The sequence below is a fragment of the Desulfonatronum sp. SC1 genome, from assembly GCF_003046795.1.
Classification (GTDB): Bacteria; Desulfobacterota; Desulfovibrionia; order Desulfovibrionales; family Desulfonatronaceae; genus Desulfonatronum.
Genome location: NZ_PZKN01000004.1, coordinates 102,245 through 127,144, shown reverse-complemented (window position 1 = coordinate 127,144; position 24,900 = coordinate 102,245). Strand labels below are relative to the sequence as shown.

At 55.4% G+C, this 24,900-nt stretch carries 23 protein-coding genes; 17 read left to right on the top strand and 6 right to left on the bottom strand.

Annotated elements, in window-relative coordinates; all coding sequences use genetic code 11:
• Positions 1 to 81 precede the first annotated feature (81 nt).
• Positions 82 to 1,275 (top strand): HD domain-containing phosphohydrolase, encoded by a 1,194-nt coding sequence (locus C6366_RS03610; RefSeq protein ID WP_158269628.1) that lies wholly within the window; start codon positions 82 to 84, stop codon positions 1,273 to 1,275.
• Between the two features lie 216 nt (positions 1,276 to 1,491).
• The gene (locus C6366_RS03605; RefSeq protein ID WP_107735974.1) at positions 1,492 to 2,004 is read left to right on the top strand and encodes a nitroreductase family protein; all 513 of its coding nucleotides are present in this window, start codon (positions 1,492 to 1,494) and stop codon (positions 2,002 to 2,004) included.
• On the opposite strand, the gene C6366_RS03600 is transcribed toward C6366_RS03605, so the two are convergent.
• Positions 1,959 to 3,110 (bottom strand): LeuA family protein, encoded by a 1,152-nt coding sequence (locus C6366_RS03600; protein WP_107735973.1) that lies wholly within the window; start codon positions 3,108 to 3,110, stop codon positions 1,959 to 1,961. The genes C6366_RS03605 and C6366_RS03600 overlap by 46 nt on opposite strands.
• Positions 3,111 to 3,532: 422 nt before the next feature.
• Between C6366_RS03600 and nifH the strand changes: the two genes are divergently transcribed.
• The 15 genes from nifH (at position 3,533) to C6366_RS19215 (ending at position 21,002) form a co-directional block, all read left to right on the top strand.
• Positions 3,533 to 4,357 carry a nitrogenase iron protein gene (gene nifH / locus C6366_RS03595; RefSeq protein ID WP_107735972.1) on the top strand — a complete coding sequence of 275 codons (825 nt, stop codon included), beginning with the start codon at positions 3,533 to 3,535 and terminating at the stop codon, positions 4,355 to 4,357.
• A gap of 248 nt (positions 4,358 to 4,605) precedes the next feature.
• Positions 4,606 to 4,965 carry a P-II family nitrogen regulator gene (locus C6366_RS03590; RefSeq protein WP_107735971.1) on the top strand — a complete coding sequence of 120 codons (360 nt, stop codon included), beginning with the start codon at positions 4,606 to 4,608 and terminating at the stop codon, positions 4,963 to 4,965.
• The gene (locus tag C6366_RS03585; protein ID WP_107735970.1) at positions 4,962 to 5,336 is read left to right on the top strand and encodes a P-II family nitrogen regulator; all 375 of its coding nucleotides are present in this window, start codon (positions 4,962 to 4,964) and stop codon (positions 5,334 to 5,336) included. The genes C6366_RS03590 and C6366_RS03585 overlap by 4 nt, the downstream gene beginning before the upstream one ends.
• A 181-nt stretch (positions 5,337 to 5,517) precedes the next feature.
• Positions 5,518 to 7,161 (top strand): nitrogenase molybdenum-iron protein alpha chain, encoded by a 1,644-nt coding sequence (gene nifD / locus C6366_RS03575; RefSeq protein WP_199221416.1) that lies wholly within the window; start codon positions 5,518 to 5,520, stop codon positions 7,159 to 7,161.
• A gap of 70 nt (positions 7,162 to 7,231) precedes the next feature.
• The gene (gene nifK / locus C6366_RS03570; RefSeq protein WP_107735968.1) at positions 7,232 to 8,611 is read left to right on the top strand and encodes a nitrogenase molybdenum-iron protein subunit beta; all 1,380 of its coding nucleotides are present in this window, start codon (positions 7,232 to 7,234) and stop codon (positions 8,609 to 8,611) included.
• 49 nt (positions 8,612 to 8,660) lie between these two features.
• Positions 8,661 to 8,960 carry a ferredoxin gene (locus C6366_RS03565; protein ID WP_107735967.1) on the top strand — a complete coding sequence of 100 codons (300 nt, stop codon included), beginning with the start codon at positions 8,661 to 8,663 and terminating at the stop codon, positions 8,958 to 8,960.
• A 97-nt stretch (positions 8,961 to 9,057) separates the two neighbouring features.
• On the top strand, positions 9,058 to 10,473 hold the full coding sequence (nifE, locus tag C6366_RS03560) for a nitrogenase iron-molybdenum cofactor biosynthesis protein NifE (RefSeq protein WP_107735966.1): 1,416 nt from the start codon (positions 9,058 to 9,060) through the stop codon (positions 10,471 to 10,473).
• The gene (locus tag C6366_RS03555) at positions 10,470 to 11,840 is read left to right on the top strand and encodes a nitrogenase component 1 (protein WP_107736014.1); all 1,371 of its coding nucleotides are present in this window, start codon (positions 10,470 to 10,472) and stop codon (positions 11,838 to 11,840) included. Before nifE ends, C6366_RS03555 begins: the two co-directional genes overlap by 4 nt.
• Before the next feature lie 14 nt (positions 11,841 to 11,854).
• Entirely contained in the window at positions 11,855 to 13,132 is a 1,278-nt protein-coding gene (locus tag C6366_RS03550) for a radical SAM protein (RefSeq protein ID WP_107736013.1), read from the top strand.
• Positions 13,133 to 13,359: 227 nt separating this feature from the next.
• Positions 13,360 to 14,844 carry a GGDEF domain-containing protein gene (locus C6366_RS03545; RefSeq protein WP_107735965.1) on the top strand — a complete coding sequence of 495 codons (1,485 nt, stop codon included), beginning with the start codon at positions 13,360 to 13,362 and terminating at the stop codon, positions 14,842 to 14,844.
• 41 nt (positions 14,845 to 14,885) lie between these two features.
• Positions 14,886 to 15,230, top strand: a complete 345-nt coding sequence (locus tag C6366_RS03540; protein WP_107735964.1) for a hypothetical protein — start codon at positions 14,886 to 14,888, stop codon at positions 15,228 to 15,230.
• A gap of 105 nt (positions 15,231 to 15,335) precedes the next feature.
• Positions 15,336 to 17,936, top strand: coding sequence for a PAS domain S-box protein (locus C6366_RS03535; protein ID WP_158269627.1), 2,601 nt, complete (start codon positions 15,336 to 15,338; stop codon positions 17,934 to 17,936).
• A gap of 25 nt (positions 17,937 to 17,961) precedes the next feature.
• Positions 17,962 to 19,671, top strand: a complete 1,710-nt coding sequence (locus C6366_RS03530; RefSeq protein ID WP_107735962.1) for an FAD-dependent oxidoreductase — start codon at positions 17,962 to 17,964, stop codon at positions 19,669 to 19,671.
• Positions 19,672 to 19,707: 36 nt separating this feature from the next.
• Entirely contained in the window at positions 19,708 to 20,802 is a 1,095-nt protein-coding gene (locus tag C6366_RS03525) for a YhcG family protein (RefSeq protein ID WP_107735961.1), read from the top strand.
• Positions 20,799 to 21,002, top strand: coding sequence for a hypothetical protein (locus C6366_RS19215; RefSeq protein WP_146164761.1), 204 nt, complete (start codon positions 20,799 to 20,801; stop codon positions 21,000 to 21,002). The genes C6366_RS03525 and C6366_RS19215 overlap by 4 nt, the downstream gene beginning before the upstream one ends.
• Before the next feature lie 60 nt (positions 21,003 to 21,062).
• Here C6366_RS19215 and C6366_RS03520 read toward each other — a convergent pair whose 3' ends face one another.
• From C6366_RS03520 to C6366_RS19210, 5 genes are all read right to left on the bottom strand, one after another.
• Positions 21,063 to 21,704, bottom strand: coding sequence for a flavodoxin family protein (locus C6366_RS03520; RefSeq protein WP_107735960.1), 642 nt, complete (start codon positions 21,702 to 21,704; stop codon positions 21,063 to 21,065).
• An 85-nt stretch (positions 21,705 to 21,789) separates the two neighbouring features.
• Positions 21,790 to 22,521 (bottom strand): NYN domain-containing protein, encoded by a 732-nt coding sequence (locus C6366_RS03515; protein WP_107735959.1) that lies wholly within the window; start codon positions 22,519 to 22,521, stop codon positions 21,790 to 21,792.
• 32 nt (positions 22,522 to 22,553) lie between these two features.
• A complete protein-coding gene (locus C6366_RS03510) occupies positions 22,554 to 22,904 on the bottom strand; it encodes an addiction module antidote protein (RefSeq protein WP_107735958.1) in 351 nt (116 codons plus the stop codon).
• 8 nt (positions 22,905 to 22,912) lie between these two features.
• The gene (locus tag C6366_RS03505) at positions 22,913 to 23,203 is read right to left on the bottom strand and encodes a type II toxin-antitoxin system RelE/ParE family toxin (protein ID WP_107735957.1); all 291 of its coding nucleotides are present in this window, start codon (positions 23,201 to 23,203) and stop codon (positions 22,913 to 22,915) included.
• Positions 23,204 to 23,311: 108 nt separating this feature from the next.
• On the bottom strand, positions 23,312 to 24,868 hold the full coding sequence (locus C6366_RS19210) for an RNA-directed DNA polymerase (protein WP_146164760.1): 1,557 nt from the start codon (positions 24,866 to 24,868) through the stop codon (positions 23,312 to 23,314).
• Positions 24,869 to 24,900: the final 32 nt, after the last annotated feature.

Below are 24,900 nucleotides of genomic sequence, written 5' to 3'. Positions count from 1 at the left end.
GGAGTTGTTGTGAAATGACAAAGCGAAACATCAACCACAATTCAAGAGCATGTGGAAACGGATAGAAAAAGGATGGCGTTCATGAGCGATACATGTACCATGCGTGAGAAGATTTTGTTCGTAGATGACGACCAGAACATCCTGGACGCCTTTCGTCGAAATTTCCGCAAGGACTACGCCTTGGAAACCGCCACCAGCGCCCGAGAAGCGGCCGGGGTCATCGCCCGAAAGGGGCCTTTCGCCGTGGTGGTCTCGGACATGCGCATGCCCGGAGTGGACGGGGTGCAGTTTTTGGCCCGGCTCAAGGAGATCAGCCCGGACACGGTGCGGATCATGCTCACCGGCTACGCGGACGTTCAATCTTCCATCGCGGCGGTGAACGAGGGCAGTGTTTTTCGATTTCTGACCAAGCCGTGTTCAGCCCAGCACATGAAGCGGGTTTTGGAGGACGCTCTGCGCCAATATCGGCTGGTGACCGCGGAAAAACAACTCCTGGAGCAGACCCTCAGCGGGAGCATCAAGGTGCTCACCGAATTGCTGGCCCTGGTGAACCCGGACGCCTTTGGCCGGTCCAATCGGATCCATCGCCTGGTCCGCCAGATCGCCCTGTATCAGGGCGTGACCAAGACCTGGGAGATGGAGAACGCGGCCTTGCTCTCCCAGATCGGCTGCATGCTCCTGCCCTCCATGGCTATTCAGCGCATCATTCAAGGACAGACCCTGGATGGCGAGATGCAGCAGGTCTATGACATGCATCCGGCCATCGCCGCGGATCTGTTGAGCCATATTCCCCGGCTGGAAAATGTTCGGGAAATCATCCTTTATCAAGAAAAACACTATGACGGGGAGGGAGCGCCCATTGGCGGGAAAACCGGGTCGGACATTCCCCTTGGCGGACGCATCCTGAAAATCCTGGTGGACTTCGACCAATTGGAAAACTCCGGCAAGTCCGCGGAAAAGGCCTTGAACATTCTGCGCGGCCGGGAAGGATGGTACGATCCTCAGGTGCTGGACGCTCTGGAAAAGGTGCTCAGCCGCAAGACCGTGTATGAACTGCGGGAGGTCCGGGTGGACCAGTTGGAAAGCGGGATGCTCCTGGCAGAGGACGTTCAAAGCCAAAAGGGCATGCTGCTGGTAGCCCAGGGTCAGGAGGTCACTCCGGTGCTGATCACCCGCTTGCGTACCTATGCCGGGATCAGCGGTGTGCACGAACCGATCAAGGTCCTGGTACCGCCGATGGAAGAACGCGACAAACAGGAACAAGAGCAGTGCTGAAGCCGTTTAGGGGTCTGGCTGTTTCTGAATTGCCGTTTGTGAATCGTGGGACAGGCAGGATGCCTGTCCCACGATCTTGACTGCCTACTGCTGCCCATTCACGGCAGAAAAAGCACGGGTGATGAAAACGGTGAATCGAGACCAGCCAACTCCCTGAGGGGCTCGCGGAGTGTATCCGAACGGACGCACCTTGACAATTTAAGGAGGGAACAAGGTATGGACGTCTTTGAAACAATGCATACCCGACGCAGCATCCGCAAGTTTGACCCGGACAAGCCAATCTGCGAGGCGGATTTGGAAAAGATGCTGGCCGCGGCCATGACCGCCCCCAGCGCGGGCAACGCCCAGCCCTGGCATTTCGTGGTGGTCACGGACCCGGGCTTGAAGGACGTGCTGTCTCGGATTCATCCCTATGTGGGCATGCTTCGTCAGGCTCCAGTGGGCGTCGTGGTCTGCGCGGAACTCGGCTTGGAAAAATATCCCGGCTACTGGGTCCAGGATTTGGCCGCGGCGGTCCAGAACCTGCTCCTGGCCGCCAGGGGCTTGGGGCTGGGCTCGGTCTGGACCGGGGTAGCTCCGATCCAGGAGCGGATGGACGCCGTGCGCCGGATTCTGGGTCTGCCCAGCGGAGTGGAACCCCACGCCATCGTCCCCCTGGGCTGGCCCGCTCAGGAGTTCACGCATCAAGATCGATTCAGGAAGGATCGTGTCCACGTCAATGGATGGTGATCCTCCGCTGATCCCGAGACCAACACGTGAAATTCCGCTTCACGCAACGGCCGAGCCAACTTACGAGAAAGTAAGCGGATACGCCGGATCAGATTATTTATCTTGTCATCGGGCAAGGTGAAGCCCTCAAGGTGAGCGGCGTGGCGGACGGCTGACTTTCCGATTTTGTCGCCCAGACCCTGCTTTCTGCTTGCGCCGATTTTTTCCGGGGCATAGGGTTCGAACAGGCTTTGGTCTTTCGACAACCCTTGCAGGTGCAACCCGGTTTCGCAGGCGAACAGATCCTCCCCGACCAGGGCCTTGTTCCGGGCCAGGGGCACCTGGGCCGCCTCGGCGACCATACGGGCCAGGCGGATGCACTGCTTCAAATCATAGCCGGCTCCTCGCCTGAGGTTCAGGTGACCGGCGACCTCTTCCAGGGCCGCGATCCCGGCCCGTTCCCCGATTCCCAGCACGGACACATCCACGCTTTCGGCTCCCGAAGCCAGGGCGGTGATGGCGTTGGCCGTGGCCATGCCGAAGTCGTCATGGCCGTGAAATCCCACGGCAAGCTCGGTCCGATCCGTGAACCAGCGCACAAGTTCCGCGGTTTCCAGCGGTGTGAGCAGACCCACGGTGTCTGAAAGGCGGATCCGTCCGCCTCCGCATTCCTCCACTACCCGAACGACTCGCAGGGCGAAATCTTTGTTCGCACGGGACACATCCTCCAGCCCGATCCCGACAAACGCCATCCCCAGCTCCGACGCCCGGCGCAAGATGTTTTGAAGCCGAAGCAAAAGGCCATCCCGATCAGTGCCGAGGCGGTGCTCAATGTGGGCGTCCGAAACCGGGACGCCGAAATGGATGCGCTGAACGCCCATGGCGGCCAAGCGATCCAGGTCCAGGAGCCGCAACGGCGACCAGACCGTCAGCCTGGCCCGCTCAGACGGATCTTCCTTTCGTCCGTGCCGGAGCAGGTCCGTCAGCCCGTCCTGCCCGGCCCAGCCTATCTCCACCTCATCTATCCCCGCCTGGATCAATCCGGAAAGGATGTCCCGACGCAGCGCGTCTGAAAAATAGACGCCGAACATCTGCGCACCTTCGCGCAACGTACTGTCGATGAGCATGTGGTTTCCTTGTCGTTGTTTCGGGAGTGGCTATCACGCCCTTTGACCGGAACAAGCAGGATCGGTGCCATGGTACGTTTCTCGCGTTTCCATCGCCAACCTGTAGGGGCACGGCGCACCGTACCCCTGCGGAATTCCGTGCCCTGGCCATCACCCCGCGACATTCTCGCCAACCTGTAGGGGCACGGCGCGCCGTGCCCCTACATAATCACGGGCCCCTACAAAACCGTGATGACCTACAAAATTGTCGTTCACCTTTGTCTTGTTTGTATGGGCGGCCAACTGCTTTCATTTCGACAAAATATTATTACAACTAATTGAAATAATTTATTTTAATTCATTCAGGTAATCCAATTTCAGTCCCTGGCATGCTCCTTGCCCTATGCCTTCCATTCTCAACACTCAATCTTCGGGAGGAATGTATGCGCAAGGTTGCTATTTATGGAAAAGGTGGAATCGGAAAATCCACGACAACACAGAATACCGTCGCCGCTCTCGCTGAGATGGGGCGCAAGGTGATGATCGTGGGATGCGACCCCAAGGCGGACTCCACACGCTTGCTGCTGCACGGTCTGCATCAGCGTACGGTCTTGGACACTCTTCGTGAAGAGGGCGAGGACGTGGAGTTGGAAGATGTTCTCCTGGGCGGATTCGGTGGGACGCTCTGCACGGAGTCCGGCGGTCCCGAGCCCGGTGTGGGCTGCGCCGGCCGGGGCATTATTACCAGTATCAATTTGCTGGAGCAGCTTGGCGCGTACAAGGAAGACAAGAATTTGGACTATGTTTTCTACGACGTTCTGGGCGACGTGGTCTGCGGCGGGTTCGCCATGCCCATTCGCGAAGGCAAGGCTCAGGAGATTTACATCGTCGTCTCAGGGGAAATGATGGCCATGTATGCGGCCAACAATATCTGTAAGGGCATTGTCAAGTTTGCCGAGGCAGGCGGCGTGCGGTTGGGTGGACTGATCTGCAACAGCCGAAATGTGGACAACGAGCGGGAGATGATCCTGGAGTTGGCCAAACGCTTGGGAACCCAGATGATCCACTTCGTGCCTCGCGACAACATGGTTCAGAGGGCCGAAATCAACCGCAAGACGGTCATCGATTTCGAACCGACGCATGCTCAAGCCGATGAATACCGAGCCCTGGCCAAGAAAATGGACGGCAACGAAATGTTCGTCGTGCCCAAACCCATGGAGATCGAAGAACTGGAGACACTGCTCATTGATTACGGCATCGCCAACTAGTTTTCATCCGAAAACGGCCTTTTTCCCTTTTGGCTGCGTCACTCATCACAATTATTCGTCAACGTATTGAAATACGCCTCCTCATAATTGCTTGAGTTCCTTGCCAAAAGAAAAAAATCCTCGTTTTCGGATTGAAAACTGCCAGTTTCATTATCTGAAAAAGAGAGTTTTCGGATGAAAAACAACGAGATTTCAGTTTTTCAACCCAGTGTATTCCACATTTCAACCAACCATAAGGGAGAAGCGATATGTTGATCATGGTCAGGGCGATTGTGCGGCCCGATAAAGCGGATGATGTTTTGAAGTCCCTGATGGATGCCGGCTATCCGGCGGTGACCAAGTTTTCCGTGGCCGGTCGCGGCAAACAGCGCGGCATCAAGATCGGGGAGGTCACCTACGACGAGATCCCCAAGGTGTTGCTGATGAGCGTTGTCGGCGTCAATGACAAGGATTTCGTAATCAAGACCATCATGGAAGCCGCCCGGACCGGTGAGAAGGGCGCGTTCGGCGACGGCAAAATTTTTCTGAGCCCGGTAGAGGAGATGTACACCATAAGCTCCGGGATCAAGGAGACCGAAGGAGCGGACTTGAAGGGGGTCGGAGTATGAAGGAGATCATTGCCGTCATTCGGATGAACATGGTTAACAAGACCAAGGAAGCCTTGGCCGAGGCCGGGGTACCGGCGTTTTTCGCCCTGGAGGCCCAGGGCCGGGGCAAGGGATTGATCAATTCCGCTCTGCTCAAGGGCGCGGAGAAGGGCTACGAGGAAGCCGCCGAGCTTCTGGGAGAAAAGGGTCGCCTGTATCCCAAGCGCGTTTTTTCCGTGGTCGTCACGGACGACCAAGTGGAGGACGTGGTGAACACGATCATGGACGTGAACAAAACCGGCAAGCCCGGAGACGGGAAGATTTTCGTCAGTCCGGTCTTTGACTCCGTCCGGGTGCGCACCGGGGAGAAAGGGAACAAATCAATCGACTAGCAGTCCGTTGAAAAACTCCCAATTGCCGCGTCGCCGCAAGAAAATCAAACTCTCACGTATGAAGAAATTCGCTTCGACCTTGATTTTCTCTTGCTCCTTGCTCTTGGGGTTTTTGAACGAACTGTCATGTGAGGACTGTCTCAAAAATGAGTAGGTAAGCTTGGCCTTGCCAGGAGGAAACATGACCGCCATCACGAAGAAAAAAAAGTTCGTCCAGATAGATCCAACCGATTTGGTTCAGGATCTTCTGAAAAAATATCCGACCAAGGTGGCCCGGAAGCGGGCCAAGCAGATCATGGTCAAGGAGGCCGAAGGCGCGGCGACTCCGGAAATGGGCGCCAATGTCCGGACCATTCCGGGCATCATCACCATGCGCGGTTGCACCTACGCCGGTTGCAAGGGCGTTATTCTCGGCCCGACCCGGGACATCGTGAACATTACCCACGGACCCATCGGCTGCGGGTTCTACTCCTGGTTGACCCGGCGCAACCAGACCTACACTGAGACGGACGCCGATGAAAATTTCATGACCTACGCTTTTTCCACGGACATGAACGAAAACGACATCGTTTTCGGCGGGGAAAAGAAGCTCAAACAGGCGATCAAGGAAGCCTACGAGCTGTTCCATCCCAAGGCCATCGCCATCTTCTCCACCTGCCCGGTGGGCCTGATCGGCGACGACGTGCATGCCGTGGCCAGGGAGATGAAGGAAGCGCTGGGCATCAACGTCTTCGGTTTCAGCTGCGAAGGGTACAAGGGCGTCAGCCAGTCCGCGGGCCACCACATCGCCAACAACCAGATTTTCAAGCACGTGGTCGGCACCAAGGACGAGATCAAGGTTGGGGAATTCAAGATCAACCTGCTGGGGGAATACAACATCGGCGGGGACGGCTTCGAGATCGACCGGATTCTGGACAAGTGCGGAATCACCGTAATCTCCACCTTCAGCGGCAATTCCACCTACGACCAGTTTGCCACGTCCCACGCCGCTGATCTGAACACGGTCATGTGCCACCGCTCCATCAACTACGTGGCCGAGATGATGGAGACCAAGTACGGGATTCCGTGGATCAAGGTGAACTTCATCGGCGCGGAGGCCACGGCCAAGTCCCTGCGCAAGATCGCCCAGTACTTCGACTCGCCCAAGCTGACCGAGCGGGTGGAAGCGGTGATCGCCGAGGAAATGCCGACGGTCAAGCTGGCCGTGGACATGGTCCGCCCCAGGACGGAGGGCAAGACGGCCATGCTCTTCGTGGGCGGCTCCCGTGCCCACCATTATCAGGAGCTGTTCAAGGAACTGGGGATGCGGACCATTTCCGCGGGATACGAGTTCGCCCACCGCGACGATTACGAAGGACGCCACGTGATCCCGGAGATCAAGATCGACGCGGACAGCCGGAACATTGAGGAACTGGAAGTGGAGCCCTGCGCTGAGAGCTATAATCCGCGTAAAACACCGGAAGAAATCAAGAAGTTGGAAGAGTCCGGTTTCAAGTTCAAGGAATACGAGGGAATGATCCCGGATATGCCGACCAAGTCCCTGGTGATCGACGATCTGAACCAGTACGAGGCCGAGAAGCTGATAGAAATCATGAAGCCGGACATCTTTTGCGCCGGAATCAAGGAAAAGTACTCGGTCCAGAAGCTGGGCATCCCCCTGAAGCAGTTGCACAACTATGACATCGGCGGCCCCTACGCCGGGTTCAAGGGGGCCGTCAATTTCTACCAGGACATCGATCGGATGGTGAACAGCAAGGTCTGGTCCTATCTCAAGGCCCCCTGGCAGGAAAAACCGGAATTGTCCGCGACCTATGTCTGGGAATAGTCCCGAGGCGCGATGAGCAAACCAATGACGCGATTGTTTTTAAGGCATCGCATTAAGAGAGGAACGGAACATGACGCTGCTTCGACATACACCCACTGAAATCAAGGACCGCTCCGCGCTGTCCATCAATCCGGCCAAGACCTGTCAGCCGGTGGGGGCCATGTACGCGGCCCTGGGGATTCACGGCTGTCTGCCCCACAGTCACGGTTCGCAGGGCTGTTGCGCCTACCACCGTAGCGCTCTGACCCGGCACTACAAGGAGCCGGTCTCCGCGGCCACCAGCTCGTTCACCGAAGGCGCTTCCGTGTTCGGCGGCCAGGCCAACCTGCTTCAGGCCATCAACAACATCTTTACCGTGTACGAGCCGGACGTGATCGCCGTACACACTACCTGCCTGTCCGAAACCATCGGCGACGACGTGCCCCAGATTACGGAAAAGGCCCGTCAGGAAGGCAAGATTCCCGACGGCAAGTTCGTGGTCAGCGCCTCCACGCCCAGCTACGTGGGCTCCCATGTGACCGGTTTTTCGAACATGGTCATGGGCACCCTGAAGGGCTTTGCCGCAAAAACCGGCAAGAAAAACGGCAAGGTAAACATCATCCCAGGGTTCGTGGAGCCCTCGGACATGGAGGAGATCAAGCGTCTGGCCGCGGCCATGGGCGTGAAAACGATCCTCTTCCCGGACACCTCCGGCGTGCTCAACGGCCCCCTGACAGGCGAATACAAGATGTTCCCGGACGGCGGCACGACCGTCGAGGAATTGCGCTCCACCGGGGATTCCGTCGGCACCTTGGCCCTGGGCGAATGGGCCTCGGCGGACGGAGCCAAGTACCTGGATTCCACCCACAAGGTTCCGTGCAGGATTCTGGATCTGCCCATCGGCCTGAAGGCCACGGACCGGTTTGTCGACGCCCTGCGCCTGATCTCCGGATGCCACGTCACGGACCTCGTGGCTCATGAACGCGGCCAGCTGGTGGACCTGATTTCGGACATGCACCAGTACTTCTACCACAAGAAGGTGGCCCTGGTGGGCGACCCGGACCAGGTCATCGCCCTGACCGAATTTCTGACCTCCATCGACATGTGCCCGGTGCACATCGTCACCGGCACTCCGGGCAAGAAGTTCGAGGCCCGGATCAAGGAAATCACCGCGGACAGTCCGTTCCCGGTCAACGTCAAGGCCCACGGGGACATGTTTCTGCTGCACCAGTGGATCAAGAACGACCCGGTGGATCTGCTCATCGGCAACACCTACTGCAAGTACATGGCCCGGGACGAGGACATCCCCCTGATCCGCCACGGCTTCCCGATTCTGGACCGCGTCGGCCACCAGTATTTCCCCACGGTGGGCTACAAGGGCGGATTGCGGCTGCTGGAGAAGATTCTGGATGCGTTGCTGACCCGCATTGATCGGGATGCCACGGAGGATCAGTTCGAGTTGGCGATGTAGGGAGTTTTGGTAGGTATCGACCTGAACGTTGAAATCAAGGAGAGAGAGCGTGGAAAAGCCGAAACATCATTTGTTCGTCTGCGCCAGTTTTCGGACCAAGGGCGAACCCAAGGGCGTGTGCCACAAGAGCACCATCGGCTTGCTGCCCTATATTGACGAGGAAATTCTGGACAGAGGCCTGGACGTGTTGGTGACCAGCACCGGTTGCCTGAAGCAATGCGAGAACGGACCGGTCATGGTGGTCTATCCCGAAGGATGGTGGTTCGGCAAAGTGGACGGCGAAGACGCCGTGGACGCCATCCTGGACGGCCTGGAACAGGGCGAGCCGGCCCAGGACTATCTCCTTTAGGGCGCACCAGAATTCCCATAAATCCCATACCTCCCATCCACTCCCAAGCGCCGCCTCCCTTTGGGGAGGCGGCCAAAAGAACCCAACGAGGTCAACCATGGAACCCGTGATCTTTGAAGAACGAAAAACGCAGATACATCGCAAGGGAGCGGAGCCGTTCTCCATTTCCTGCAACAAGAGCAGTCTGGCCGGGGCCGTGAGCCAGCGGGCCTGCGTGTTCTGCGGATCCCGGGTGGTGCTCTATCCCATTGCCGACGCCCTGCACCTGGTGCACGGCCCCATCGGCTGCGCGGTGTACACCTGGGACATTCGCGGGGCCTTGTCCTCCGGGCCGGAGCTGCACCGGCTCAGTTTTTCCACGGACCTGCGCGAAAAAGACGTGATCTTCGGCGGTGAAAAAAAACTCCACCAGGCCTTGATCGAACTGATCGACCTGCACAAACCCAATGCGGCCTTTGTCTATTCCACCTGCATCGTGGGGATCATCGGCGACGACTTGAAGGCCGTGTGCAAGAAGGTGCAGGCGGAGAAGGGCATCCCGGTGATTCCGGTCCAGTCCGAGGGGTTCAAGGGCAACAAGCGCGAGGGCTATCTGGCGGCCTGCGAGGCCATGTTTCAATTGGTGGGTACCGGGGACGTCTCGACCATTTCGCCCCTGAGCGTGAACATCCTGGGCGATTTCAACCTGGCCGGGGAGATCTGGATCATCCAGGACTACCTGAAGCGGATGGGCGTGGAGGTGGTGGCCAACATCACCGGCGACGGCCGGGTGGCGGACGTGCGCCGGGCCCACGGCGCGGCGTTGAACCTGGTTCAGTGTTCCGGAGCGACCATGGATTTGGCCAAGATGATGCAGGAAAAGTATGGCATTCCGGTCATCCGGGTGTCCTACTTCGGCATCGAGGACATGTCCGACGCGCTCTACGACGTGGCCAAGTTTTTCCAGGACAAGGATCCGGAAATCATGACCCGCACTCAGGAGTTGGTCAGGGAGGAGCTTATGGCTTTGTATCCGAAGCTGCAAACATTTCGCAAGGATCTGGAAGGCAAGAAGGCCGCCATCTACGTGGGCGGGGCGTTCAAGGCTTTTTCCCTGATCAAGTCCTTCCGGCATTTGGGCATGAACGTGGTCATGGTCGGCTCTCAGACCGGCACCGAGGAGGACTACCGGGAACTGGCCGAGATCACGGACGAGGGCACGATCATCGTGGACGACACCAACCCTCTGGAGCTGTCCGCCTTTATCAAGGAAAAGGACGTGGACATCTTTGTGGGCGGGGTCAAGGAGCGGCCCATCGCCTTCAAGCTGGGCGTGGGCTTTTGCGACCACAACCATGAGCGCAAGGAGGCCCTGGAGGGGTTTCTGGGCATGTACAATTTCGCCAGGGAAGTCCACGCCACGGTGACCAGCCCGGTCTGGAACTTCACCCCGAGACGGCGCAAATCGCCCATCACCGTGCCAGGTGCCTCTCAGAGCACCGAGGCATGCACGGGGAAGGGGAGGGCGTCATGAAAAAAGCCGAACCTTTCGTCTCCACCACCAACGCCTGCAAGATGTGTACGCCCCTGGGCGCGGCCATGGCTTTCAAGGGCCTGGAAGGCTGTGTGCCATTTCTGCACGGCTCCCAAGGCTGCGCCACCTATATGCGCCGGTACATCATCAGTCACTTCCGCGAACCCATGGACATTGCCTCCTCCAGCCTGGGCGAAAAGGATGCGGTCTACGGCGGCAAAGCCAATCTGATGCAAGGCCTGCTCAATGTCATCGGCAAGTACAAGGCCCCTGCCGTGGGCATCGCCACCACCTGCCTGACCGAGACCATCGGCGACGACGTGCCCACGATCCTGCACGAGTTCAGGAAAGAGCACCTGACCAGTCTGAACGGTCAGATGCCCGCACTGATTCACGTCAGCACCCCGTCCTACGGTGGATCGCACATGGAAGGCTTTCACGCCGCGGTCCGGTCCATGGTCGCTCAGTTGGCCGACCCGGAGACCGCAAAGCACCGTGGGATCAATCTCTTTTCCGGCTTTGTCTCGCCGGAGGACATCCGGCATCTCCAGGATATTTTCGCCCATTTCGGCCTTTCTGCGACCCTCCTGCCGGACTACTCCGAAACCCTGGATGGCCCGGCCCTGGAAGACTACCAGAATATTCCCGGAGGCGGGACACCTTTGGACGCGGTTCGGGCCATGCCCGGAGCCGGGGCGAGCATCGAGTTCGGGCGGACCATCAAGCCCGAGCGCAGCGCCGGGGCCGTGCTCCGAGATATGTACGGCGTGCCGCTGCACTCCCTGGGCCTGCCCATCGGCCTGCGGGAAAGCGACGCTTTGTTCACTACCCTGGAAACCCTGGCCGGATGCTCGGCCCCACGACGGTACGCCTTGGAACGGGGCCGGCTTTTGGACGCCATGGTCGACGGCCACAAGTACGTGGCCGGGAAAAAGGCCATTATTTACGGCGAAGAAGATCTGGTGGTGGGCTTGACCTCGTTTTTGAGCGAGATCGGCATCAAGCCGGTCCTGGTGGCCTCCGGCGGGGAATCCGGCTTGTTGGCCGAAGCCGTGGCCGCGGTGACCGGGGAATTTCCCGGCGACCCGCCCCTGGTCCGCGACGGGGTGGATTTCTACCAGATCGTGGCAGAGGCCGAAGCCCTGGAGCCGGACCTGGTGGTCGGCAACAGCAAGGGCTACCGCGAGCTGGCCCGGGCCAGAAACATCCCCCTGATCCGCGTCGGCTTCCCCATCCACGACCGCTTCGGCTCCCAACGCGTCCTGCACCTGGGCTATAAGGGAGCACTCAATCTCTACGACCTGATCGTCAATGCGCTGATCGAGAAAAAACAGGAAGATTCGCCCATTGGGTACGGGTATATATGAAAAAAGGATACGCCATGAACACTCCAGATAGCACAAAGCACCCTTGTTTCAACATCGCCGTGAAAGGCGAATGCGGGCGGATTCATCTTCCGGTCGCGCCTAAATGCAATATCATGTGCAATTACTGCAATCGGAAATACGACTGCATGAACGAATCCCGTCCAGGAGTGACCTCCGCGGTGCTCAAGCCGCATCAGGCCGTGGAGTATCTGGCCCGGGTTCTGGAGAAGGAGCCGCGAGTCACGGTGGTGGGCATCGCGGGCCCCGGGGATCCTTTCGCCAATTCCGAGGAAACGCTGGAAACCCTGCGTTTGATCAGAGAGCGCTTTCCCCAGATGCTGTTCTGCTTGTCCAGCAACGGGCTGGGCGTTCCGGCGCACTTGGACAGGCTGAAGGACCTCGGCGTGACGCACATGACCATCACGGTCAATGCCGTGGACCCAGAGATCGGCAAGGAATTTTACTCCTGGGTCCGGGACGGGAAAAAAATATATCGCGGCCTGGACGCGGCCAAACTGATGTGGCGGCGGCAGGAGGCGGCCATCCGGGGGCTCAAGCAGCGGGGCATCACGGTCAAGGTGAACACCATCGTCACCCCGGGCGTCAACGACCAGCACGTGGAGGCCATCGCGGCCAAGATGCGCGAACTGGACGTGGATCTGCTGAACTGCATGCCCTTGTATCCGACCGCGGAAACCATTTTCGAGGATGTTCGAGAACCCAGCAAAGAGGAGCTGGAGCGTATCCGGACCATGGCCGAAGTCTACCTGCCCCAGATGCGCCACTGCAAGCGCTGCCGAGCCGACGCCGTGGGCCTGCTGGATCAGGACAAATCACCGGAATTCGCCTCCTGTCTGAGTGCCTGCTCCAAGACCCTGCCTCCCATGCGCACCGAGGACAGGCCCTATGTGGCCGTGGCCAGCATGGAAGGCGTGCTGATCAATCAGCACCTGGGCGAAGCCCCGTCCCTCCAAATTTGGGGCCGGGAAAACGGCCGTTACACCATGCTGGAGGTTCGCACCGCTCCGCCCAAGGGAGGTGCGGCCAATCGCTGGTACGCCCTGGCTGATCTGCTCAAGGACTGCCGGGCCGTGCTGGTCTCCGGAGTAGGAGACACGCCCATGGCTATCCTCAGCGAAGAGGGAGTCACCCCGCTGGAAATGAGCGGATTCATCCAGGAGGGCCTGGAAGCGGTCTACGCCACCGGAAACATCACCGCGTTCAAACGCCGTCGCGAAGGCAAGGCCTGCAAGACCATGGCCTGTACCGGAGACGGGGGAGGCTGTGGCTGATTATTTGCTGTTTTCTGGGTAGGGGCACGGCGCGCCGTGCCCCTACAATGTGGACGGTGCCACGTTCGAATGCGTATTCATGGCCGCTCAGCGGCCAAGTTCAATGTTGTCGAGAACTTTTTTCAACTTTTCTTCAACCGATCTTCTGAACCATCCGTCCTCTTGGCTTCGCTTTTGCAAAAGCTCCTGGCAGAAACACTTCGTTTCTCAACCAGGAGTAAAGCAAAATGCTAATGAGCACCCCGCAAAGCCAATTCAGCATCCTCTCCGCTGGTCTGAGCCCAAGGCAGGAAGAGGATATCCAGGCCATCCTCGGTCCGGATTATTCCTTGGAACGATACCAGCCTTCAGGGAAGAACAAATCGACCAACACTAGACAGCGGCTTATGACCCTGATTTCCTGGAAAGGGGTCAACGCGCGGATTTCCGCTTTTCAACGCGGAGAGTTTCAGGAAGACGACGCGCCTCCTCGGGTGTTGATCCTGGACTCCGAAGTGGCCCAGGCCGACCTGGAGCGGGTCGTGGATGCCGGTTTCGCGGCTGTTTTACGCTACCCCTTCGAGTCGGAGCGGGTCAGGGAGCTTGTGAGGGATTTTCAAGAATCACAAGGATTGTACAAAGACCTGTTCCACATGGCCCGGGAAATCTGCCTGGAACGAGAAATCCTGTCTCGCCAGGCGGACTTGCTGCAATTTTTTAACAAGATCCTGACTAACGCCAGCTTTTCCTTGGACTCTGTGGAGATTCTGCATCAAGCCTATCAGGATCTGCAAATACTGCTTCCGGTCAAGGGCGTGGACGCGATATTCTGGCAGAAGAGCCGGGAACAACAGATGGAAGCGGAACTGTTCATTCACGAATATTCAGGAAAGGTCATTCAAGACAAAATGATCGGGTTTCTACTGGAGAATGCGGCAAAATACGCCGATGAGTCAATGGATAGTTATCACGTCAACTTTATGTCCAAAATGGACGGCGACGAGAAATTGATGGAAATTCGCGACGAGGATGTCCTCGTATTGCCTTTGCGCTTCGGAGGCAAAAGCTTCGGCTGCATCAGCATCGCCTCGGAAAGAATTGCCCGGTTGGGCCGAGATCGACTGCAGACCATCCTGGCTGCCGTGAACCATCTGGCCCTGGCCCTGCGGAATGCGCTGCTGTACCGGGAAATGCGCACTCGAGCAGACCGGGACGCCTTGACCCGCTTGCCCAATCGTCATTTTTTTGACGAACGACTGGTCCAGGAACTCAAACGCCATCAGCGTTACCGCAATCCCCTGTCTTTGATGGTCATGGACCTGGACCATTTCAAACGGATCAACGACACCTTTGGCCACCAGGCCGGAGACATGGTCCTGCGGGACGTCGGGCGCTTGCTGCAGGACATGCTGCGCAGCTCCGATCTCGCGGCCAGGTACGGAGGAGAAGAGTTCGTGCTGCTGCTCTCCCATACCACGGAAGAGCAGGCTTGGGTTCTGGCCGAACGCATCCGCGATGCCATTGCCAAACGTCGTTTCAATTTCAAGGGAAAATTCTTCAGGGTCACCGTAAGCATCGGCATTGCCTCCCTGGAAACAGGCCTTTTCGGGCAAAACGTCGATCTCTTCGCCGAAGCCGACGCCGCACTGTACCGGGCCAAGGCCGGCGGACGAAATATGGTCTGTTTGGCCGGCGAGGAGGACGACGAGGAGCCGTGCCGGAAATACGCTTGATCTGGTGACCACACCCTCAGAATGATCCGCCACGGAATCAATTGAACGGACTCACCCTTGGAAAGGGGGAGTCCGTTTTTGTGTTTATGGCTGACCAGGCATGGCTGGTCAGCCATAAACCGCTTGGAAAGTCCGGCGTGGTTCGGGATTGCGGGCCTTGTCGCTTCAAGGTATCCATGTATATTTTCCACTCGCATACCTTCAGCTCCCGACACAAAAAACAGCCATGCCCGACACCACCCCTCGACCTGATCCAGCGTTTCCCCTTGCACCGTGAGGTGTATAACTCCTCGGACTGCTTCGATATTTCCTCTGCAATGCTCTTGCGCAACGTATCGACCGAAGAAACGCTGGTTTTGGCCGGACTTGGTCTGGAAATCGGATGATAACGGTTTTACAGAAACGTGGAAGGGGGATTTGGCGAGGGGCGATTCCTGGAGTCGCGTGCCAAAAGATTGGGTACACCTATGGCAAAGACGATCGAAAGAGAAATGAGCGTGTTGCGTAGGCTGGCCGAGGAGCGCTTGGCTGAATCGGGTCGATCCTTCGAGGAGTTTTCTCCGGATCAGGTCAAGGCGCTTGTGCATGACTACCATGTGCGCCAGATCGAGTTGGAACTGCAAAACGAGGAGCTTCGAGACGCCCAGGTGAGGTTGCGCGTCGCCAGGGACCGGTACGCCAAATTTTTCAACGAGGCTCCCGTCGGATACCTGACCATTACGAGGCGCGGCGTGATCAAGGAAACCAACGCGACGTTCGCGACCATGGTCGGGCTTTCTCCAGACCAGCTTTTCGGCAAGGCGTTGTCGGATTTTTTGCTTCCCGAAGATCGCCCGTCGTTTTATGGCCGGTTCAAGGCCTTTTTCAAAATGCCCGAAGGCAAGCAGCTGGATTTTTCTCTGACCGGAAAAGACAAGCCGATCAATGTCAGGTGTATTGGGAGAATGGAGCATGATCCCAGGGACCAGCCTGACGCTGAAGATATCGAAAGTCTGATGCTCGTGATCACCGACGTTACCGAGCAGGCCAAGCTTGAAGAGCAATTACGGGCCAAGGAGACGTTCCTGAACGGCCTTTTCGAAACCATCCCCATGCCTGTTTTCTACAAGGACAGGCATGGGCGATACCAGGGATTCAACAAGGCTTTCGAAGACTTTTTCGGTAAAAGCAAGGACCAACTGGTCGGCAAGACCGTCTTCGACATCAGTCCGCCGGAACTGGCGCGGCTGTACCATGCCAAGGACGCCGAACTGTTCGAGAAGCCTGGCGTCCAGGTCTACGAGGCCCAGGTCACGGATGCGCGGGGCGGGGCGCATGACGTGGTCTTTCACAAGGCCGCTCTGGTCGACGAGTGGGGATCGGTGTCCGGTTTGGTCGGGACCGTCCAGAACGTTACGGAGCTAAAGCTCGTGGAAATGTATCGAGGGCTTTCCGTCGACGTGCTGGCCATTTTGAATGCGACAACGGAATTCTCCGAGTCCATCCGGCGCGTCCTCCTGGCCGTGAAGCAGGCCTCCGGCTGCGATGCAGTGGGGATTCGCCTGCAAGACCAGGGCGACTACCCTTACTACGAGCAGGCTGGGTTTTCCGAAGATTTTCTACTCATGGAAAATTCTTTGATCGCCCATGACGAGCAGGGGGGCATTTGCCGCGATCCCGATGGGGCGATCAAACTGGAATGCACCTGCGGCCTGGTCATTTCCGGAAAGGTCGATCCGCGGGAGAATTCCATGTTCACTCCCGGCGGAAGCTGCTGGACAAATGATGCCTTCCCGATACTCGACCTCTCAGCCGCTGATGATCCGCGCCTGAACCCGCGCAACCGTTGTATTCATGACGGTTATTCCTCCGTGGCCTTGATTCCTATTCGAAAAAGCCAGGAGATAGTCGGCCTGTTGCAACTCAACCACCGCGCCCCGGGCAAGTTCAATCCGGATCTGATCGCCATTTTGGAGGGGATTGCCAGCCATATCGGGGAAGCGCTGTTTCGCAAGAAAATCGAGAAGGATCTGCAGGAGAGCGAGGAGCGCTACCGTCTTCTCTCCGACCTGACCATGGAAGGGGTGGTGCTGCACAAAGGCGGCATTGTCAGGGATGTGAACGTGGCCATGGAAAAAAGCCTGGGATATGGGCGGGAGGAACTGCTCGGAAAAAATCTTCTGGAGCTGATTATCCACGAAGAGGACAGGGAGAATGTCCGCGAGAACATTGTCAAGGATTACGCGGCCCCATATATTGTCAGGTGCGTCAAGAAGAACGGAGAGGTCATTTTTACGGAAATCGAGGCCCGGAATTTTGAAGCGCAGGGCGAGCTGCTGCGCGTGGCCGCGATACGGGACGTCACCGAAAGAAAAAAAGGCGAGAACGCCCTCTTGGAGTCCCGAGAACGGCTGCGACAGGCCCTTGCCGAAAAGGACAGATTCTTCTCGATCATTGCCCACGACCTCAAATCCCCCATGTCCGGCCTGCTCTCGCTGTCACGGATGTTCGCCGAGGATGCCGAAAACTGGACGCTTAAGGAATTGCGGGAAATATCCGGCAACTTGCATAAAAGCGCCGAAAGGGTGTTTGATTTGCTGGAGAACCTGCTTGAATGGGCGCGGATGCAGCAAGGGCTGATCGAGTATGCGCCGAGGGAATGCCGATTGACGGATATTGTTGATGCCAACATGCATTTTTTGACATCGGTGGCGGAGCAAAAAGACATCGTCTTGTCGAGCCATGTTTCCAAGGACTTGACCGCGTGGCTGGACCCGTCAATGATCAGCACCGTGCTGCGGAACCTTTTGAGCAATGCGATCAAGTTCACGAAGAGAGAGGGGAAGGTGGAAGTTCGAGCCGAGCGCCAAGGATCGCGGATCGAGGTCAGCGTGCATGACGACGGCATCGGCATGGACCAGAAAATGCTGTCTAGGCTTTTTTCGCTGGACCAGAGAACGGCCCGGCCCGGCACCGAAGGCGAGAGCAGCACGGGGCTCGGGTTGATGCTCTGCAAGGATTTCGTCGAAAAGCATGGTGGGGAAATCCGGGTGGAGAGCCGGTCGGGGCAGGGAACGGGTGTGTTTTTCACGTTGCCGGTTGACCGGCAATAACCTTTGTCATGAAAGGAATAAAACCATGAATGTTGTGATCATCGGCGGAGTGGCGTTGGGGCCCAAGGCGGCGTGTCGGTTGAAGCGGCTGATGCCGGACGCCCGGGTGACCATCATCGATCAGGGGGCCAGGGTCTCCTACGGCGGGTGCGGCATTCCGTATTATGTTTCCGGGGACGTCAGCGACGTCAAGGAATTGCAGGCCACCAGCTTTCACATGATCCGCGACCCGAAATTCTTTCACGAGGCCAAGGGCGTGGACGTCCTGACCCGGAAGCGGGCCGAGCGCATCGATCGCGGGGCCAAGGTCGTTCATGCCCGTGACCTGGAATCCGGGGAAAGTACGACGTTTGCCTACGACAAGCTGGTCCTGGCCACGGGCAGCCGTCCGCGCAGGCCGGATCTGCCCGGAGTGGACCTGGACGGAATTTTCGTCGTGTCCAACCTGGAAGAGGCCGAGGGCATCCGCTCCCGGGTGGAGGCGGGCAAGGTAGGTAAGGCCGTGGTGGTCGGGGCCGGGTTCATCGGTCTGGAAATCGCCGAAGCGCTTTCAGACATGTGGGGCGTGGAGACCACGGTGGTGGAAATCGCGGATCAGATCCTGCCCGGCTTTGTCAGCCGCGAGCTGGCCCGGATGGCCCAGCATCACATGCGGGAGCAGGGGGTGAGCTTCCGGTTGTCGGCCACGGTCAAAGGGTTTGCCGGAGACAAGGGCGTGGAGCGGGTGCTGCTGGACGGGGAGGAACTGGAAGCGGATCTGGTGATCCTCTCCGTGGGCGTGATTCCCAATTCCGAGCTGGCCCGGGATGCCGGGCTGGACGTGTCGCCCCGGGGCGGCGTCATCGTGGATACCCATCTGCGGACCTCGGATCCGGACATTTACGCCGGGGGCAACTGCGTCCAGGTGACCAATCTGGTCACGGGCCAACCCGGATATTACCCCTTGGGTTCCCTGGCCAACCGCCAGGGCCGGGTGATCGGCACCAACCTGGCCGGCGGCGACGCCGAGTTCCCCGGGGCCGTGGGCAGCTTCGCGGTCAAGCTGTTCGAAATTTCCGTGGCCGGAGCCGGGTTGTGTCCGGAAGCGGCTCGGCGGGCCGGGCTGGACCCCGTCCACTCCCATGTCGTCCAGTCGGACCGGGCCCATTTTTTCCCGGACAACGAATTGATGCACCTGGAGATGGTCGTGGAAAAGAGCGGCCCTCAAAAAGGCCGGGTTCTGGGCGTGCAGGGGCTGTGCGCCAAGGGAGACGGTCTGGTGGGCCGGGTCGGGGCCGTGGCCGCGGTTCTGGGCGACCATCCGCATGTTTCCGTGATCGGCAATCTGGAATATCCCTACTCGCCGCCATTTTCCTCGGCCATGGACATCATCAATGCCGCGGCCAACGCGGCGGAAAACATCCTGGAAGGGCGCTGCGCCTCCATGACCGTCTCCGAGTTCGCCCGGCTCTGGGCCGACCCCCTTCGCAACTTCCAGGTCCTGGATTGCCGCGGACCCGCCAATGCCCAACCGTTCCTGGAAAAGCACCCAGACGTCTGGATGAACATCCCCCAGGACGAATTGCGGGTCAGGCTGGATGAAGTACCCCGGGACAAGCCGCTGGTCCTGGTCTGCAACGCCGGAGGCCGCTCCTACGAAGCCCAGATCACCCTGAAGGAGGCCGGTATCGAGGACGCCCTGAATCTGCAAGGGGGCGTGGCGGCGATACGCAAGAGCGGGATGGACGAGGTGTAGCGGTCCGGTGAAACACCTTGCAAAGGTGGTTCCGACGTGAGCGAAAAAAACGTTGCCTTGACCCAACCCCCTGAAGGCTACTTCGACTGGCTGGCGGAACTGAAAAACCGCATCCATGCGGCCCAGCAACGTGCCACTCTGGCGGTCAACCGCGAACTTGTCCTGCTTTACTGGCAGATCGGCCGCGATATTCTGGCCCGGCAGGCCAAGCAGGGCTGGGGGGCCAAGGTCATTGACCGACTGGCCCACGACTTGCGTAACGCCTTTCCGGAGATGAAGGGCTTTTCTCCCCGAAACCTCAAGTATATGCGGGCCTTTGCCGAGGCGTGGCCGGAACCGGAATTTGTGCAGCAGGCTGCTGCACAATTGCCGTGGTTCCATCTCTGCACCCTGATCGACAAACTGGCAACCCGCGAGGAGAGGGACTGGTATCTCGCCAAGGCCGTTGAACACGCCTGGTCGCGAAATGTGCTGGTAATGCAGATCGAAACCCGCCTGCTGGAACGCCAGGGCAAGGCGCTGACCAACTTCGACCAGCGTCTGCCAAAGCCGCAATCCGATCTTGCCCGAGAGTCGCTGAAAGACCCGTATCGATTCGACTTTCTCGGACTGACCGACGAAGCCCAGGAGCGGGCCGTTGAATCAACATTGGTGCAGCACGTCACGCAATTCCTGCTGGAATTGGGCGCGGGATTCGCCTTTGTCGGCCGTCAGGTGCTGCTTGATGTCGGCGGCGACGAGTTTTTCATCGACCTGCTCTTCTATCACCTCAAGTTGCGCTGCTATGTGGTGATCGAACTCAAGGCCGGGAAATTCAAGCCGGAGCACTTGGGGCAACTGGGTTTTTACCTGACCGCCATTGATGCCCAGGTAAAAAGCGAACAGGACAACCCCACCATCGGTTTGTTGCTCTGCAAGAGCAAGAACAAGGTGGTGGCGGAGTACGCCCTGCGTGACAACGCTCAACCGCTGGGTATCGCGGAATATAAACTCCTGGAGTCCTTGCCGGAACCCTTGCGGACCAATCTGCCGAGCATTGAGCAGATTGAGCAGGAACTTGAGGGGAAGCATGATACTGACCGCCGAAGACAAGCGGATGCTGGGAGAGTTGAGGGCGGAAAAACGGCGTGAGCGCCAAAAAGGTGTTCAAACTTCTGGATAAGGTGCGTGACTGCGAATCCAAGGAGCGTCGTACCGGAGTTTATGATGCACCGCGGGAAATTCTGAGGAGCGAACACGTTCTGGAAAGGCGACCAGCCCGTTCTGAACGACAAACTCTGAAAAAAGCGCCTTGGTTATCGGTCGAACGATCTGCTCACCTGCCGGTGTGAAACGACAGCGAAACACCGGTCAGAGTGCAGCAGGAAGGTTAGCAATTTGCATTTCATCTTTTAGGTTAATGATTTCGCCAAGTCCTTGCCGAACATAAATGCTTTTTCCAGTGATTCAGTATCCTCTTTAACCTTTCCCTTATCGAAAATCCTGAATACGGCTTGCTCCCTAATTACTTGATATCCGAGCGCTTCAATTGGGGTTCTCATTGCTTCAAGGGTAAATCCCATATCCTTCACATTTTCTTGTTCGCATACCGCGACCAAGACCGCTTTTCGGTCTTGATCGGCAAACTTACTCGACCAAGCTCTGGGACGGGTATTTTTAAAATTGTAAAAGCAGTAAAGCCGGTCAATAAACGCTTTCATCCATGAAGTAATGTTATAATTGTGAGTCGGTGAAACAAGAACAAGCCCTTTTGAAGTAATGATCTGGCTGTAGATTAAAGACATCCCATCATTTAAACCTGTACATATTTTATCTTTTCTGCACTTCTCACAACCGATGCAACCTTGAAAATAAATATCTCTCAATTGAATTAAGCTGCATTCGATGTTTTCCTGCTTAACACCTTTAAGCACTTGTCTCATTAACACATCTGAATTCCCATTTCTTCTTGGGCTGCCAGCAACTCCTAAAACTATATTTTCTGGTATTAAGTTTTCAGTATTTGCTTTGATTATTGAACTCAACATTTTCATGGTTTGTCCTATAGCCTGCTAATGTGGAGTTCTGCGGAAACCGCGTCGTTTGCGGGTTCCGCAGAAACGATTTGTTGGAAAAATATTATTTTTTATGGTCCCTGATGTACATAACTGAGTTGTCATTTTTAGTTTGAATTTCGAATAAATCACAGACTCTTATAAGGTCACCAAGTTTTTTATATCCATAATTTATTGGTGAAAAAGACGTGTTATTTGAAATATACTGTCCAACTCGGCCAAGATGAGACCAACCATCTTCTCCTGCCGACTGTTCTACTGCTGTTCTCAATAATTTAACTAAACCAGCATCTTGACGTAGTTCATTTCTTGACTTCTTAGAATTTACCTTCTCTAATTGCTTTAACCCCTCATTTTCTGCGGGCTCAAGATTCTCTGTAAAAATAAATTGAGAACATGCTTTTACAAAAGGCAATGGTGTTTTTTTCTCACCAAAACCATAGACAGTTATGCCGTTTGACAATATTCTCATAACGAGTGGAGTAAAGTCACTATCACTTGTCATGAGCGCAAATGCGTCAAGTTTCTGCGTATATAATAAATCCATTGCGTCTATTATCATTGCAGCATCTGTAGCATTTTTTCCTGAAGTATATGCGAACTGCTGAATTGGTTTTATTGCATGCGGATGAAGTTTCTCCTCCCATCCTTTCATATTTTCACTTTTCCAATTCCCATAGGCGTGTCTAATATTTACTTTTCCATATTTCGACAACTCATCTATGACACCTTCTATTGATTTGTGGCTAACGTTGTCGCAGTCGATAAGCAACGCAATTTTATTATCTTGTGTCATTTGACTCCTTTCTTTCATTCCAACGCCAGATCTCAACCGCGCGAGGTGCGAGCGACGGTTGGAGCGTCTTGTTGGGCATGATTTGGGATATGCACCGCTTCCGCATGCAACTTCAAACCCAGCGCTGCCATGACTTTCAGGATTGTGTCGAACCCGGGAGTTCGTTCTCCAGAAAGCGCCTTGTATAGGCTTTCACGGGACACGCCTGCGTCGCGCGCTACTTGCGACATACCTTTTGCACGGGCAATGTCACCAAGAGCTTTTGCTATGAACGCGGCGTCACCGTTTGCCTCCTCTAGGCAGGCTTCCAGATATGCAGCCATTTCTTCAGGGGTACGGAGATGTTCAGCAACATCGTAGCGGGAGGTGACTGTCTTTTTCATGGGATATCCTACAGATTACGGGCAACGCGTAGAGCTGTCTTGATGTCTCCTGTCTGGCTACTTTTATCACCACCAGCTAACAGGATCACCAGCTCACGCCCTTGCTGTTTGTAATACACACGGTAACCAGGGCCATAATTGATTCGTAACTCGGAGACACCTTCTCCTACGGGCTCGTCATCCCCCGCATTCCCAGCAGCCAACCGTTCAACTCTCGCCAGAACACGGGCACGCGCCCGAATATCGCGCAGTCCGTCAAGCCACTTGGCATAAACGTCCGTTTTGCGAATCTCCATCATCCTTCTCGGATGTATCCTCCTGGCTACACTTTGTCAATCAAGCCTTTGGCCCAACGTTGCGATAACCGGCGCGCAGTTTGCGCGTCCGTGTATATTGTCTTGTTATCTTTATATTTTCCATATTTCAATATTGTTGTTTTTTAACTCTTTTAAGAAATTGTCTTTTAAAACACTTTTCGGCAATACTTCATAGAGGAATATCCAGTTTTTTTCCTGCTCCCTTTCGGTGTTTAACACTATTTCATTTGCCTTATCCCGAAATAGATTGGTGGGATTTCCAGATTCTTTTAGATATTTATAAGCGATTGTCATTGCAATGCAATCATTGGTCTCAAGTATTTTATGCTGTTTTTCTATTTCAATGTCAATTTTTACAGAGTGTTTTAGAGCAAAGTAAAAAGAAAAAGCAATGCCGTCACCACGCCCTGTACTTATAGCCCTCGACATTAAAACATCTAAAAATTCCAACAGTAATTCTTTGGTCTCGTCTGCCATTGAAAAAACATACTCTTCCAGTAGCGGCAGTAGATAGAAATTATTTACTGAATAGAACATTATGCTTTTAACATATAAGCGTCGTGCTCTCTTAGAGAGTTTCTTTTTCGACAAGACCTTTATTGCGTAGTTGAGAACTGCTGAATCATCGTATTGCTTTGACAATGCGAAAGCGTAGTCTAGGTAAGATTTTACAGAATTAAAACCGATTTCGTCTTTGTTAGGGAAATAATATTGTGTTAAAGTATTTATCCAACCTACATGAGATAAATTTTCAGTTTTAACAATTTTTGTTTTTTTAGCATTTAAAGATAGTTCGAATTTCTTAAGTTCGATATCAAGTTGTCTCAAAAACAATTTAGCATCTTCTTCACTCGAAGCAAAATATTCATAATCATCTATATGTCTTACGAAATTCTTAAACCCGGAAACTTCTAAGCATCTATCAACGTTAGTTAGAATTATTTCTGAAATTATGTTAGATGTGTGAGGACCTATAAGTAAGCCGTTCGTTTCTCCATTCTTTGAATTCCTAACTGCTTCATCCAAGTCGTTGCACCACAGGTCTCCTATTTCATTAGGACATGCATCATTATATTTTTTGCAATGGAGGCCTTTGGCCTTATTCTTTTTTTGGGATGTGCACTGATGAACCTTTGACCAAGATGTACCTCTAATCGCCCAAGGCAGAGAGTGTGAATAAATGCTTGGAAAACAAGTAGAAATATCTGCAGATACAACGTATTCAGAGGCTAGGAGATAATCTAAAATGTTTTCTTCTTTATTATATTTATCAAAGCCAGAATAATTCATGTTAAAAATATTCTTTTTGCCTTGTATTTTTCGAACATGGCAATAATTATGCTTTCTTTCTAGCTTTCCTACTATTTTGTTTATATCCTCCCAATTTGCTAGTATTTTTTTGCATAAATTCCAGTGCGCTTTTGGGTGTGGAATTGATATTAATCGTGAAGAATTTGTATTCTTTGTTGCCCAGTAATCAACTGCGGCATATGGTTTTGTCTTGTCAAGTTTTTTGTTCTTTAAGTAGTTATAAATATGTTCAGAAGTGAAGCATGGAGGCAGTTTTTCGGAGAACATTCCATAACCCAACAAAGCCTCAAATACATAACTGCTGTCGGTTAAATCAGTATATGCCAACTTTTCCATATATTGTAACTTTGAGAAGATAACGGCCTGCA